Source organism: Salipiger sp. D13, assembly GCF_003703915.1.
Classification (GTDB): domain Bacteria; phylum Pseudomonadota; class Alphaproteobacteria; order Rhodobacterales; family Rhodobacteraceae; genus Salipiger; species Salipiger profundus.
Map to the genome: position 1 here is coordinate 1 of NZ_ML112590.1, position 14040 is coordinate 14040.

The 14040-nt window shown below is 67.5% G+C and carries 12 protein-coding genes; 8 read left to right on the forward strand and 4 right to left on the reverse strand.

Annotated elements, in window-relative coordinates; genetic code table 11:
* Positions 1–215: 215 nt before the first annotated feature.
* The 4 genes from D6860_RS00005 (at position 216) to D6860_RS00020 (ending at position 4382) form a co-directional block, all read left to right on the forward strand.
* Positions 216–1388 carry a CaiB/BaiF CoA transferase family protein gene (locus tag D6860_RS00005; protein ID WP_076624684.1) on the forward strand — a complete coding sequence of 391 codons (1173 nt, stop codon included), beginning with the start codon at positions 216–218 and terminating at the stop codon, positions 1386–1388.
* A 174-nt stretch (positions 1389–1562) separates the two neighbouring features.
* A complete protein-coding gene (locus D6860_RS00010; RefSeq protein WP_076624683.1) occupies positions 1563–2771 on the forward strand; it encodes a CaiB/BaiF CoA transferase family protein in 1209 nt (402 codons plus the stop codon).
* 35 nt (positions 2772–2806) lie between these two features.
* Complete coding sequence (locus tag D6860_RS00015; RefSeq protein ID WP_017468137.1) at positions 2807–3595, forward strand: SDR family oxidoreductase; 789 nt, start codon at positions 2807–2809, stop codon at positions 3593–3595.
* Between the two features lie 55 nt (positions 3596–3650).
* The gene (locus D6860_RS00020) at positions 3651–4382 is read left to right on the forward strand and encodes a GntR family transcriptional regulator (RefSeq protein ID WP_083697883.1); all 732 of its coding nucleotides are present in this window, start codon (positions 3651–3653) and stop codon (positions 4380–4382) included.
* Positions 4383–4427: 45 nt separating this feature from the next.
* Here D6860_RS00020 and D6860_RS00025 read toward each other — a convergent pair whose 3' ends face one another.
* Positions 4428–4928: a nuclear transport factor 2 family protein gene (locus D6860_RS00025; RefSeq protein ID WP_017468620.1), complete on the reverse strand. Its 501-nt coding sequence runs from the start codon at positions 4926–4928 to the stop codon at positions 4428–4430.
* 30 nt (positions 4929–4958) lie between these two features.
* Positions 4959–5864 carry an SDR family NAD(P)-dependent oxidoreductase gene (locus D6860_RS00030; RefSeq protein WP_076624681.1) on the reverse strand — a complete coding sequence of 302 codons (906 nt, stop codon included), beginning with the start codon at positions 5862–5864 and terminating at the stop codon, positions 4959–4961.
* Between the two features lie 242 nt (positions 5865–6106).
* Here D6860_RS00030 and D6860_RS00035 point away from each other — a divergent pair, with 242 nt between their 5' ends.
* Positions 6107–7576 (forward strand): aldehyde dehydrogenase, encoded by a 1470-nt coding sequence (locus D6860_RS00035; protein ID WP_017467122.1) that lies wholly within the window; start codon positions 6107–6109, stop codon positions 7574–7576.
* A 98-nt stretch (positions 7577–7674) separates the two neighbouring features.
* Here D6860_RS00035 and D6860_RS00040 read toward each other — a convergent pair whose 3' ends face one another.
* Both D6860_RS00040 and D6860_RS00045 read right to left on the reverse strand, forming a co-directional pair.
* Positions 7675–8907, reverse strand: coding sequence for an MFS transporter (locus D6860_RS00040; RefSeq protein WP_017467121.1), 1233 nt, complete (start codon positions 8905–8907; stop codon positions 7675–7677).
* Between the two features lie 2 nt (positions 8908–8909).
* Positions 8910–9710, reverse strand: coding sequence for an SDR family NAD(P)-dependent oxidoreductase (locus D6860_RS00045; protein ID WP_076624680.1), 801 nt, complete (start codon positions 9708–9710; stop codon positions 8910–8912).
* Between the two features lie 256 nt (positions 9711–9966).
* Here D6860_RS00045 and D6860_RS00050 point away from each other — a divergent pair, with 256 nt between their 5' ends.
* From D6860_RS00050 to D6860_RS00060, 3 genes are read left to right on the forward strand one after another with little or no spacing between them, the layout of a single operon-like run.
* A complete protein-coding gene (locus tag D6860_RS00050) occupies positions 9967–10860 on the forward strand; it encodes an HpcH/HpaI aldolase/citrate lyase family protein (RefSeq protein WP_076624679.1) in 894 nt (297 codons plus the stop codon).
* Between the two features lie 3 nt (positions 10861–10863).
* A complete protein-coding gene (locus D6860_RS00055; RefSeq protein WP_076624678.1) occupies positions 10864–12834 on the forward strand; it encodes an AMP-binding protein in 1971 nt (656 codons plus the stop codon).
* Positions 12835–12848: 14 nt separating this feature from the next.
* Positions 12849–14009, forward strand: coding sequence for an acyl-CoA dehydrogenase family protein (locus tag D6860_RS00060; protein ID WP_017468208.1), 1161 nt, complete (start codon positions 12849–12851; stop codon positions 14007–14009).
* The last annotated feature ends 31 nt before the right edge of the window (positions 14010–14040 follow it).

Consider the following 14040-nt stretch of genomic DNA (forward strand, 5'->3'; position numbering starts at 1 on the left):
TTGACAGGTACAAGCACCTTCATCGGCGGTTCTCCAGTCTGTTCCGTTGCGCCCTCGGTTCGGGCTTGGCAGGCAGTCAAAGCACAGATCCGCGCGGGTTGCGACCCGGACCCGCTCTGTGCGCCCCATAGGCACGCCCTATGCAACCGATTCCGCGCAGGCGCCGCCGGATCTTCCATGCAAGTCTTCACCGGAAACGAGGGGAGGAGGCCAACATGGGAACGCTGAGCGGGGTGCGCGTGCTGGAAATGGCAGGCATGGGGCCGGTCCCGTTCTGCGGCATGCTTCTCGGGGACATGGGCGCGGACGTGCTGCGCATCGACCGGCCCGTCGCCCCCGAGCGCGGCATCGGCGGTGCGGCGGCGGACCTGCGCGGGCGTAACAAGCGGTCGGTGCAGCTGGACCTCAAGAGCGCCGAAGGTCGCGAAACGCTGCTCGATCTCGTCCGGTCCGCCGACGTGCTGATCGAGGGCTATCGGCCCGGCGTCATGGAGCGTCTCGGGCTGGGGCCCGAGCCGTGCCTCGCCGCGAACCGGGCGCTGGTCTACGGCCGGGCCACCGGCTGGGGGCAGGACGGGCCGCTGGCGCAGGCGGCGGGACATGACATCAACTACATCGCGCTCGCGGGCGCGCTGGGGATGATCGGGGCCGAAAGCGGGCCGCCGGTGCCGCCGCTGAACCTCGTGGGAGACTACGGCGGCGGCGCGCTCTATCTGGCCTTCGGCGTGGTCTGCGCGTTGCTCGAGGCGCGGCACAGCAGCCGGGGGCAGGTGGTCGACGCGGCGATGATCGACGGGGTCGGCAGCCTGCTCACCGTGTTTCGTGGCTTCCTGGCCGAGGGGCGCATTTCCGGCCGACGCGGCGGTAACGACCTGGACGGCAGCGCGCCATGGTACGCGGTCTATGAAACGGCGGACGGCGAATGGATGGCCGTCGGTGCGCTCGAGGCGCGGTTCTATGCCAGCTTCATCGAACGCCTGGAGCTGAAGGCGGAGGCACTTCCGGACCGCTCGGCGCCCGGCGCGCGCGAAGTGCTGCGCGGCATCTTCGCGGCCCGCTTCCGCGAACGCACTCGCGCCGAATGGGAGCGGATCTTCGATGGCAGCGATGCCTGCGTGACGCCGGTGCTGTCACTCTCTGAGGCCGCGACCCATCCTCAGGCGACCGCCCGCGCGATGACGCAGCGCTTTGCCGGGGTCGAGCACCCGGCGCCCGCGCCCCGCTTCTCACGCACGCCCGGCGCGCTGCGCCTTGCCCCGGCGCAGGACGGAGCCGACACCCGCGAGGGGCTTGCGGCCTGGGGCATCGCGCCGGTCCGTATCGAACAGGGGCTTGCGGAGGGATGGCTTCGGCAGGGTGACGCCACGGATCACGCCAGCGAGAGGTAACCCCGATGGTCTCCAGAGACAGGAGCAATCGCTGGCCTCCATAGGCCTTGCCCGCGTGGAACCGCCGCTGTCGAGCGGGTAGGTTCGCTTGAACACCGCGGTGGCGCCGAACGGCCCCCGCGCAGAACCGCCGATCATCGCGCCAGGGGCGCCACAGACCAGACGGAGAAAGACATGGGCCAGACGAAACCGCTGACGGGAATCCGCGTGCTCGAACTCGGGGCCTATATTTCCGGACCCTATGCCGCCGCCATTCTCGTTTCGCTCGGGGCCGAGGTGGTCAAGGTCGAGCCGCCGCGCGGCGGTGACCCGTTCCGGCGCGGCGTCGGCACGGAAAGCCCTTATTTCGTGCAATACAACGCCGGCAAGAAAAGCATGGCGGTGAACCTCAAGTCGCCGGACGGCATCGCGCTCATCAAGTCGTTGCTGCCCGAATTCGACGTCGTGATCGAGAACTCGCGTCCCGGCAAGATGGCGGCGCTCGGTCTCGGGGTCGAGGACATCCACGCCGTCAATCCGAACATCGTCTATTCCTCAGTCTCGGGGTTCGGCGATGGCGGACCGTGGCGCGACCGGGCGGCCTATGACTCGATCGGGCAGAGCATGGGGGCCTTCTACTCGATCATGAACGATGCCGAGGATGCGAGGCTCTCGGGCACCTGCATCGGCGACCTGATTACCGCGATCACTGCCTGCATGGGCATCCTAGCCGGGCTGGTCGGCCGTGGCACGACGGGGCAGGGGTCCGACATCCGGACCTCGCTGCTCGAGGCGATGTCGACCATCACCATCGACGCGGTGACGCAGATGTACGAGGACGGCGGTCGCACCCCCACCCGCGAGAGCCGCCACCCGCAGGCGCAGAACTTCTGCCTCCAGACGTCCGACGGTGGCGCGATCACGCTGCACCTGTCCTCGTCGCAGAAATTCTGGGAGGCGCTGACCCGCGCCCTGGGTCGCCCCGAACTGGCCGAGGATCCGCGGTTCCTGACCTACCAGGACCGGCTGACGCATTACTTCGAGCTGCGTCCCATCGTCGAGGCCGAGTTCGCGCGCCGCGACCGCTCGGAGTGGGAGCGGCTCCTGATCGAATACGACGTGCCCTTCGCCCCGGTGCTGACCGCGGCCGAACTGGTGCGCCACCCGCAGACCGACTGGCTGCAGATGATGGAGCCGGAACGCGACGGGCTGGCGCTGGTGCGCGCGCCGTGGCGGTTCTCCGGAGAGCGGCCCGAGCGTGACTTCATCGCGCCGCAGATCGGGGAGCACACGCGCGAGATCGCGGGACGTGTCCTCGATGCCGCCGAGATCGACCGGCTGTTCGGAGAGGGCGTCCTGGCCGAGACCGAGGCCAAGAGCCCGGCCATCGCCGCGAGCGCCTGAGCCGCCGGACAAAGACCAAGGGAGAGAAGAGCAAAATGACCATCCTCGAGCAGTATTTCGGCCTCGCCGGCAAGACGGTTCTGGTTACGGGCGGCGGACGCGGCATCGGTGAATCCATCGCCGAAGGTTTCGTGAAGGCCGGGGCAAAGGTTTACATCTGCTCGCGCAAGCCCGAGACCTGCGCGGCCACCGCGGAGCGGCTGTCGGCCTTCGGTACCTGCATCGCGCTGCCGGTTCCGGGTGACATCTCGTCGGCCGAGGGCCGGGCGGCCATCGTGGCCGAGATGACCTCGCGCGAAAGCAGCCTCGACGTGCTCATCAACAACGCGGGCGCACTCTGGGCGGCGCCGCTTGCGGAGTACCCCGAAAGCGGCTGGGACAAGGTGTTCGACCTCAACGTGAAGGGGCTGTTCTTCCTCATTCGCGACCTGGTGCCGCTGCTCGAAGCCGCCGCCACCCGGGAGACGCCGGCGCGGATCATCAACATCGGCTCCATCGACGGCTTCCACATTCCCAAGCACGAGACCTACGCCTATTCCTCGTCGAAGGCGGCGTCGCACCAGCTGTCGATCCATCTCGCCGACCAGCTCGCGGGTCGCAACATCACGGTCAATGTGATCGCGCCGGGGATGTTCCCCTCGAAGATGATGCAGGGCACGCTCGACCGCGTGGGCGAGGACAAGGTGACCGAGAAGGTTCCGATGCGCCGCCTCACCGGACCGGACGACATGGCGGGCACGGCGATGTTCCTGGCGTCCCATGCTGCCTCGTACATCACCGGCGTCGTCCTTCCGGTGGACGGCGGCACCGCGACGACGCTGTGACCGCAGAGGTGCCGGGGGTGATGCTTGCACCGCGTCCGGTCGCGCAGTACCTGTGATGGGCGACAACAGTATCATCCGGAAGACAGGCGCGATGGAGCTACCCCGGGGCGCACAGGGGCGCCGCAACCAGCTGTCCCAGGACGTGGCAAGCTACGTCCGGGAACTCATCATCTCGGGACAGGCGCGCGAGGGCGACTACCTGCGCATCGACAGCATCGCGAGGGCGATGGATGTCAGCTCGACGCCAGTGCGCGAGGGGCTGCTTCTGCTGCAGCTCGAAGGCTTCGTGAAGCTGGTGCCGCGCCGCGGCTTCCGCGTGGTGGGGGTCGAGGCGCAGGACGTGCTCGACATCTTCTGGGCGCAGGGCACGCTGGCCGGAGAGCTGGCCGCCCGCGCCGCCGAACGCGCGAGCGACGAGGAAATCGCCGAGCTCGAGCAGCTCATCGTCGACCACCGCGCAGCGGTCGCAGCGGGCGACGAGCCGCTCTACACACGCCTTGGCCACAGGTTTCACCGGGCGGTGAACCTCGCGGCGCGCTCGAACCGCTTGGCAAACCTGCTGGGCAACATGACCAAGCAGCTGCCGAACGAGTTCTATGGTCGCATCGAGGGCCAGATCGAAGGCTCGATGGACTATCACCCGCGCATTCTCGACGCGATCCGCGACCGCGATCCCGAGAGGGCGCGCACACAGATGGTCGAGCATATCGTCAGCGGAGGCGATGCACTGGTGCAGCATCTCGAAGAGCAGGGGCTCTGGAGCGAGGATCGAAAAAACGGGGCCTGACGGCCCCGCTTGATCATTGCCATGTCTGCCTGCCGTGGCTCGGGTTCAGGCCAGTTCATACACGGCGTCGCTGCCGTCACGTTGCCCGAGCGCGCCCTGAAGGGTGCGCAGGTGGTTGGTGCTGGGCGCGGTGCGGGTGCTGTCGTAGACGACCTTGCGTGCCGCGACCCGCCAGACGCCGTCCTCGCGTTTCTCGAACCGGTCGATGTAGCGACCGAAGACCTCGATGTCCGTGTTCTCGCCGTCCGGCGGCTCGCGCCGGCTCATGGCGATGAAATAGGTTTCGGCGCAGGCCGTGACGGGGCCGGTGATCTCGATCAGGCTGTTGGCCATGAGGTGCATCGAGAACGGGACCGTGGCGTGCCGCTCCGAGACCCATGCGATGAACGCGTCCGCGTCGCCGTGGAACTCTCCGTGCCAGTCGATTGCCCCGTCATGGTAGGTGTCACGCACCAGCGCCCAGTCCCTGCGGTCGACACCGCGGGCATAGCGCAGCAGGTTCTCGTGGATCTCCTGCTTGGCGACCAACTCCTCCAGCTTGTCCATCCTGTCTCTCCTCCTCCAGAAAATACGTGGTCAGACCGGATCCCAGGAAAACACGTCCTGGCTGCGGTCGAGCCCGAAGAACGACGGCTTCAGCGCCGGGGCCGCGTGATCGCGGATCTGTTCCGGGGTCCAGCCGTCATCGCGCTGGACCGAGCGGACCGGGCGGCTCTGGCTCATCAGCAGGATCTCGTTCTTGCGGACCGCGAAGACCTGCCCGGTGACGTCCTTGGCCGCGTCGGACGCGAGGTAGACCGCCAGCGGCGTGTTCTTCTCGGGCGTCATCTGCTTCAGCTTCTCGACCCTGGCCTTCTGGTCCGGGGTCTCGGTCGGGATGTTGCCGGTCATCCGGCCCCAGGCGAAGGGACAGATGCAGTTGGCCCGGACGTTGTAGCGCGCCATGTCGAGCGCGATGGATTTCGTCAGCGCCACGATGCCGAGCTTGGCTGCCGAGTAGTTTGCCTGCCCGATGTTGCCGACAAGGCCGGAAGCGCTTGTCATGTTGACATAGGCGCCGGATTCCTGCGCCCGGAAGACCGGGGCGGCAGCGCGGCTGACGAAGAAGGTCCCGTTCAGGTGCACGTTGAGCACCGACAGCCACTGCTCGGGCTCCATCTTGTGGAACATCGCGTCGCGCAGGATCCCGGCGTTGTTGACGACGATGTCGAGCCCGCCAAGGTCCTTCTGCGCCGTCGCCACCATGTTCTGCGCCGCGTCCCAGTCCGATACCGAGTCCGTGCTGATCGTGGCCTTGCCGCCGAAGGCGCGGATCTCGTCGCGTGTTTCTTCCGCAGGGGAGGCAGAGCCTCCCTCGCCGGAGAGCGACACGCCGATGTCGTTCACCACCACGCCGGCGCCCGCGCGCGCCAGCGCCAGTGCCAGTGCCTTGCCGATCCCGCTGCCTGCCCCGGTGACGATGGCGACCTTGCCTTCCAGCATTGCGTGTTCCTCTTTTCCCGTTGTGCTGCGCTCTCGCGCCTTGGCTCCACGATAGGCAACTCTGCACCGGGATTGCAGTCATCGCGGGCGTCGGGCGCCCTGTCGCCCGGATAGGTGCGGCCTATGAGGCCGCCCGCGGCAGTTCCACTGAGCGCCGGGTCAGTTAACGTCCTGCGCGAGACCATGCGCGCGGCGCATGATGCCGGGGAGTGGTCCCGGCAACGATCAGGAGGAGCGATACCATGGCCAGCAGCGGCACTTTCGACACAATCTTCATCGACGGCGACTGGGTCCCGGCGAAGGGCAGCGACCGGATCGAGGTCATTTCTCCCGCGACCGAGGCACCGATTGCCTCGGTGCCGGCCGGCTCCCGCGACGACGTGGACGCGGCCGTCGCCGCAGCCCGGCGCGCGTTCGACGAGGGCCCCTGGCCGAAGGCACCGCTCGAGGAGCGCATGGCGTGCCTTGCGAAGCTCAAGACGATCTTCGAACGCCGTGCCGAGGAAATCGCCCAGGCGATCACCGCGGAGATGGGCAGCCCGATCACCGCGTCGCGTACGCAGCAGGTGCCCATTCCGATCATGATGATGGAGGCGCAACTTGATCTTGCGCCGCAGATCGCGTGGACCGAGCTGCGCCAATCGAAGACCGGCAACGGTCTCGTGACTCGCCGGCCCAAGGGTGTTGTGGTGGCCATCGTGCCGTGGAACGCACCGTTGATGGTGACGCTGGCCAAGATCGGGCCGGCGCTGCTCGCGGGCTGCACGGTGATCCTCAAACCGGCGCCGGAATCGCCGCTGAGCGCCTACCTGCTGGCCGAGATGATACAGGAGGCGGGGTTCCCGCCGGGCACCTTCAACATGCTCTGCGCCGACCGCGCGGAAAGCGAGTATCTCGCGCTGCACCCAGGCGTCGACAAGGTCTCGTTTACCGGGTCGACGGTGGCCGGGCGCACGCTGGCGAAAGGGTGCGGCGAGTTGCTGCGCCCGATCACGCTGGAACTCGGCGGCAAGTCGGCGGCAGTTCTGCTCGAGGACGCCGACATCGGCGCGGCGATCGACGCGCTGCGGGTGGGCTCGTTCCGCAACTCGGGCCAGATCTGCAGCCTGAAGACGCGGATCGTCGTGCCCCGCGCAAAGGAAGCCGAGGTGCTCGAGCGGCTCGAGGCGCTGGTCGCCTCGATGCCCGTGGGCGATCCGCTCGACGAGGCGACCGAGATCGGCCCGATGGTCAGCCAGCGTCAGCGCGACAGGGTCGAGGGCTACATCGACCTTGGCGTGAAGGAAGGGGCCCGGCTGGTCTGCGGCGGCACCGGGCGGCCCGAGGGTCTCGACCGGGGCTGGTTCGTGCGCCCCACCATCCTCGGTGGGGTCGACCCCGATGCGCGTGTCGCGCAGGAGGAAATCTTCGGCCCGGTGCTGTCGGTGATCCCCTACGACACCGAGGAGCAGGCCATCGCCGTGGCCAACAACTCGTCCTACGGGCTGAACGGATCGGTCTTTACCGCCGACACGGCGCGCGGCGTCGAGATCGCGCAGCGCATCAAGTCCGGTGTGGTCGAGGTCAACGGCGGCGGCTGCGGCTTCCACTGTCCGATCGGTGGCGTGAAGGCGTCGGGCATCGGTCGCGAGCACGGTCGCGAGGGCTTTGATCCCTATGTCGAGATCCGCACCATCGGCCTGCCCAAGGATTACGCCGACAGCCTCGCGTGACGGTCAGCCCCAGGATCTTCAGCTGAAAATCCTGGGGCGCACTCAGCCACCCGGGCTGGCAGAAGATTTGCAGGACGAAAAGTCTTCGCAGCCCACCGTCATGGACGGGCAGGGTCCGGAGCGGGGCCGCTGACGTCGGGCAGCGGGCGCCAGATCGCGATGAGCGCAGTGCCCGCCATCGCCACGCCCGAGGCCAGCAGCGCAACCTGCAGGCTGAATTGTTCGGCGACGATGCCCCAGGCCCAGCTGCCCAGGGTCAGGCCGAGATAGGTGAACGTCAGGTGCATCGACACCATCCGCCCGACCAGCCGACGCGGTGCCGAAAGCTGCAGCGTCGAGTTCAGCAGCGTGAGGTTCACCAGCCAGCAGGCGCCGCACACGTAGGTCGCCGCCAGTCCGACCGGGGCCTGGTGCGTGAGCGCAAGCACACCGATCCCGGCCGCGTTCACCGCCGTGGCACCGGTGACCACCCGTTCGATCCCGAACGCCGCACGCAGTCTCGACAGCAACAGACCGCCGCTGATCGCGCCGATGCCGATGCTGCCGTAGAGGTAGCCGTAGATGTCCGCCTCGCCGGCGAACTGCTCGCGCGCCACCAGCGGCAGCAGGGCGATCATCCCGTTCGAACAGAACCCGAAGAGGAACACCCGCTGCACGATGGGGTGCACCCGCTTGGCCTCGGCGATGAAGCGGACACCTTCCGATATCGCCCTGAGGATCGTCGCGCCCTGCGCGTCCTCGCGTTTCGGCGCGCGCCAGAGCGCCAGCGCGACGATGGCCGGAACGTAGCTCAGCGAGCCTGCGACGAAGGCGGCCGTGCTGCCGGCGGTGGCGAGGATCACCCCGCCCAGCACCGGGCCGAGCGTCTTCATGAGATTGGCCGAGATCGTATGCAGCGAGATCGCCTCGGGGAGTTGCTCGCGCGGGGCGATGTCTCCCAGCGACGCCATCCAGGCGGGGGCGAGCGTGGCATTGCCCGACGTTACGAGAAACGCCAGCACCAGCACCCAGGCCGGCGTCAGGACATGCAGCGCGGCCATCGCGACGAGCACCAGCGAGACCGTGAACATGAAGACCTGGCTCAGGATCATCACACGCCGCCGGTCGAGCACATCCGCCAGCCCGCCGGCGAGCAGCGAAAGCAGCACCGGCGGCAGCGAGGTCACGGTGGTCACCAGCGCGACCATGCTGGCGCTGTCGGTCAGTTCGGCCATCACCCAGGAGCAGGCGACGATGTGCAGGAAGAGCCCGAGGAAACAGACCTCGATCGCGGGCAGGAGCTTCCGGAAGGCCGGATCGACCAGGAGCGACAGGGCGGACGCGCGGGCCACCGTCAGCAGCCCAGCGTCATGCCGCCGTCGACGGTCAGCGTCTGCCCGGTGATGAAACGGGCCTCGTCGCTCGCGAGGAAGGCAGCGGCCCTCGCGATGTCCCAGGCGTCGCCGAGCCACTGCATCGGCACGCGCTCGGCGCGTTCCTTCCAGAGCTCTTCCATCTTCTCGGGCGTCGCGCCCCAGTTCCGTTGCGCCGAGGCCCGCGCCATCGGGGTGTCCATGAGGCCCGGCAGCACCGCGTTCACCCGGACCTGCCGCGCCGCGTATTCGGCCGCCGTCACCCGGGTCATGTGGTTCATCGCCGCCTTCGAGGAATAGTAGCCGACGTAGTTCTTGCCGAGATAGCGGATGCTCGAGATCGACGAGACGTTGACGATGGCGCCGCCGCCGCGCTTCAGCATCTCGGGGATGGCGTGCTTCATCGACAGGAAGCAGCTCTTGAGGTTCACGGCAAAGACCTTGTCGAAATCCTCTTCCGACAGCGAGACCACGTCGCCCGGGACAACGATGCCGACGTTGTTGGCCAGCAGGTCGAGACCGCCGTATTCGCTCACCGCCCTGTCGACGGCGGCCTTAACGTCCTCCGAGGACGTGGCGTTTCCGCCGATCCCGACGGCGTCGAAGCCCTCGTCTCGGATGGTCTGCGCGGCCTCCTCGGCGAGGGTGGCATCAAGGTCGAAACAGACGACCTTCGCGCCCTCGCGGGCGAATTGCGCCGCGATCGCCTTGCCGTTGCCCCAGCCGCCGCCGGCTGTTCCCGCGCCGATCACAAGTGCTGTCTTGTCACTGAAACGCTTCACGGTCCTGTCTCCCTCACCCTCGTTTCCCGAGCTTCCGCCGGACGCACGCCTTGTCAATCGCCGCGCCCGAAGCCGCCGCCTTGTGCGGCCACAGGCCCCAACCCCTGCGCCCTTTCGGCGGGGTTTCCAAGGCCCTGGTCTTGCGCACCTATGAGCTTGCCAGCTTTTGCCTTTCGAGGCGCCGAGACCGGCACGCGTCGATTGACCCAAAATAATATATTATGCATTCAAAGGGGAAAGAGGAGGCTTTTCCGGTATGAAACCCACACGTTCGATGCTGTTCGTTCCCGGCCACAAGCAGGCATGGGCCAAGAAGGCCGTGGCGGCCGGCGCGGATGCGGTGATCCTTGATCTCGAGGATTCCGTGCCCGAGGACATGAAGTCCGAAACCCGTCACATGGTCGCCGAAACCATCGGCGAGCTCGCGAAGTCCAACCCCGAGGTCGGGGTCTACGTGCGGCTCAACGCGCTCGAGACCGGCATGATGGGCGACGATCTCGAGGCCGTGGCGATCAAGGGCTGCAACGGTTTCCTGCCGCCCAAGACCTACGGGGCGCGCGACGTCGTCCAGGCCGAGGCGCTGGTGGACCACTACGAGCGTCGCAACGGCGTCGAGGCGGGCACGCTGGAATTCGTGCTCTCGCTCGAGACCGCGCAGGCTTATGCCGACTGCGAGAACATGATCAAGGCATCGCCGCGTTGCGCGACGCTGTTCGCGGGCACGGCCCGGGACGCCGACGTCTCGCGCTCCATCGGCTTCGAGTTCACGCCGGACGGGCTCGAGACGCTCTACATGCGGTCGCGGGCGGTGCTGGCGGTGCGCGCGGCGGGCCGGGATTTCCCGATCGTCGGGCTGTGGCAGGATCTTCAGGACATCGAGGGTGCGTGGAAATTCGCCCGTGACAACAAGAAGCTCGGTTTCCGCGGGCTGGTGGCGATCCACCCCAGCCATGTCGCCATCGCCAACGAGGTCTTCATGCCGACCGAGCAGGAGGTCGCATTCTACCAGGGCATGATCGACGCCTTCGACGCCGGTGTCGCCCGGGGCGATGCCGCGGTCGCCTACGAGGGCATGCACATCGACCTCGCCCACGTGAAGACCGCCCGCGAGGTGATCGGCATGTACGAGCAGCTCAAGGACAGGGGATAAGCCATGAAGGGACGCGCCAGCTTCGGCAGCTCCGCCACGGCGGACTGGCTGCCCGGCCCCGAACATATGGACCGGAGCCGTCTTGCAGCGGCGATGCTCCGCTGGGGATACGACAGCCTCGAGGACCTGCACCGGGCATCCATCGACGCGCCCGAGACCTTCTGGCCGAAGGCGCTCGACGATCTCGGCGTCGCCTTCACCACGCCGTGGCAGACCTTCCGCGACGACAGTGAAGGTTTCGCCTTTCCGCGCTGGTTCACGGGCGGGCGGCTCAATGTCGCCACCCATTGCGTCACGCGTCACGCCGAAGACCCGCAGGCCGCACAGCGCCCCGCGGTGATCAGCGAGGCCGACAGCGGCGCGCGCCGTGCGCTCACGTTCGGCGAACTGGGGGCCGAGGTCGAGCGCATCGCCGCCGGGCTTGCGGCGATGGGCATCGGCAAGGGCGACCGGGTCGGCCTGTTCATGCCGGTGATCCCGGAGGCCGCGGTGGCGCTGATGGCCTGCGCCAAGATCGGTGCGGTGGCGGTTCCGGCGTTCTCGGGCTACGGGCCCGATCCGCTTGCGGCACGGCTCAATGCCGCCGGGGCGGTGGCACTGGTCACGGTCGACGGCACCACGCGCAAGGGCAAGCCGGTCGGCATGAAAGAGACCGCGGACGGCGCACTGGCACAGGCGCCGGGGGTGAAGCATGTCCTCGTGATCGAGAACAGCGGCAGCGGCTGCGACATGACCGAGGGGCGCGACCACGACTGGTCGGGTGTCGGGCGCGGGCTCGATCCGGTGCCGACGGTGGAATGCGATCCCAACGATCCGTTCCTCATCATCTACACCTCGGGGACGACCGGCGCGCCCAAGGGCATCGTGCACAGCCACGCCGGCTACCTCATCAAGTCGGGGGTCGACTTCGGCTATGCCTTCGACGTGCAGTCTGACGACATCGTCGGCTGGATCGCGGACATGGGCTGGATGCTGGGGCCGCTCATGATCACCGGCTGCCTGCAGTTCGGTGCCGGCATCGTCTTCGTCGAGGGGCTGCCGAACCATCCCGATCACAACCGGATGTGGGACATCGTCGAGCGCAACCGCGTCACCATGCTCGGCATGGCGCCGACCGCCGCGCGCGGGCTGCGCGCCGCGATGAACGGCGGTGTTCCGTCGCAGGACATCTCGAGCCTGCGCGCCTTCACATCGACCGGCGAGGCCTGGGACGAGCCGACCTGGTGGTGGCTGTTCCGCGAGGTCGGCGAGGAGAAACTGCCGATCATCAACTACACCGGCGGGACGGAAACCGGCGGGGGGATCCTGTCGAACTACACCTGCGCGCCGATTTCCTGCGCGACCTTTGCGGGTCCGCTGCCGGGGCAGGATGCCGACGTGCTCGACGCCACGGGCGCACCCACGAGCGAGATCGGCGAACTGGCGGTCCACAACACCTGGCCGGGCATGACCCATGCCTTCTGGCAGGATCCCGACCGCTACTTCGACACCTACTGGAGCACCTTCCCGGACACATGGGTGCACGGCGATCTCGCCTCGGTCGCGGAGGATGGCTACTGGCGCATCCACGGGCGGTCGGACGACACCATCAAGGTCTCGGGACGCCGCATCGGGCCGGCCGAGATCGAGAGCGCGCTGGTCACCAACCCCGAGGTCTCAGAGGCCGCCGTGATCGGCGTGCCGGACCCGGACCGTGGCTCGCGCATCGTCGCCTTCGTGACGCTCGTGACCGGGGTCGAGGAACTCGACATGCCCAAGGCTGCCGAGGCCGTCACGCGGCTTGTCGGCAAGGCGATGATCCCGTCGCGGATCGTGCCGGTGCCCGGGCTGCCCAAGACGAAGAACGGAAAGATCATGCGCCGCGCCATCCGCGCGCGCTACCTCGGCCAGCCCACCGGCGACATGTCCGCGCTCGACGCGTCGACGCCGCTCGACCTGATCCCGGTGCAGGCCGACACCGAACAGACCGCCTGAGAGGAGACCCCAAAATGGCACTCGACCAATCCGAACTCGACCTGATCCGAGGCTCCGTCAGCAAGATCGCCGAGCAATTCGACCTCGAATACTGGCGCAAGATGGACAAGACCAAGGAATACCCCTGGGCGTTCAAGGACGCGCTGGCGGAGGGCGGCTGGCTGGGCATCCTGATGCCCGAGGAATATGGCGGCATGGGCCTCGGCCTCACCGAATGCGGCATCGTGCTCGACGAGCTGGGCGCGAAATGCGGCTTCAACGCCAACTCGGTGTTCCAGTACTACGTCTTCCCGCCGGGACCGGTCATCCATCACGGCTCGCCCGAGATGAAGAAGGAATTCCTTCCCAAGCTCGCGAGCGGCGAGGAGATGATGTGCTTCGGCGTTTCCGAGCCCGACAACGGCGTCGACACCTCGCGGCTCAAGACCTTCGCGAAGAAGGACGGCAACCGCTACGTGGTGAACGGGCGCAAGGTCTGGATCTCGAACGCGCTCAACGCCGACCGCATCCTGCTGCTGACCCGCACCAGCCCGCGCAACCCGGAAAAGCCGTTCGACGGCATGACGCTGTTCCTGACCCGGCTGAAGGACAAGAAGGGCGTCCAGATCAACCGCATCGACAAGATCATGCGCAACGCCGTCGACAGCAACGAGATCGTCTTCGAGGATTTCGAGGTCTTCGAGGACGAGATCGTCGGTGAAGAGGGCAAAGGCTTCCGCTGCCTGCTCGACGGGCTCAACCCCGAGCGTATCGCGGTCGCGCAGACCTGCATCGGGCTCGGGCGCGGCGCACTGAACCTCGCGGTGCAATACGCCAAGGACCGCGTCGTCTTCGACCGGCCCATCGGCAAGAACCAGGCGGTGGCGCATCCGCTCGCCGATGCCTGGATGCGGCTCGAGGCCGCCGATCTGGTGACCCAGAAGGCCGCGCGCCTGTTCGACGAAGGCCGGCCCTGCGGGCCCGAGGCCAACGCCGCGAAATATCTTGCCAGCGATGCCGGGTTCGAGGCGGCGGACCGCGCCATGCAGTTCCACGGCGGCTTCAGCATGTCGACGGAATACCACGTCTCGCGCTTCTGGATGGAAGCCCGGCATCTCAAGATTGCGCCGATCAGCCAGCAGATGGTGCAGAACTACATCTCGGACAAGGTGCTCGGCCTGCCGCGGTCGTACTGACGCCACTCCGGGACACAGGAAGGAACACAAC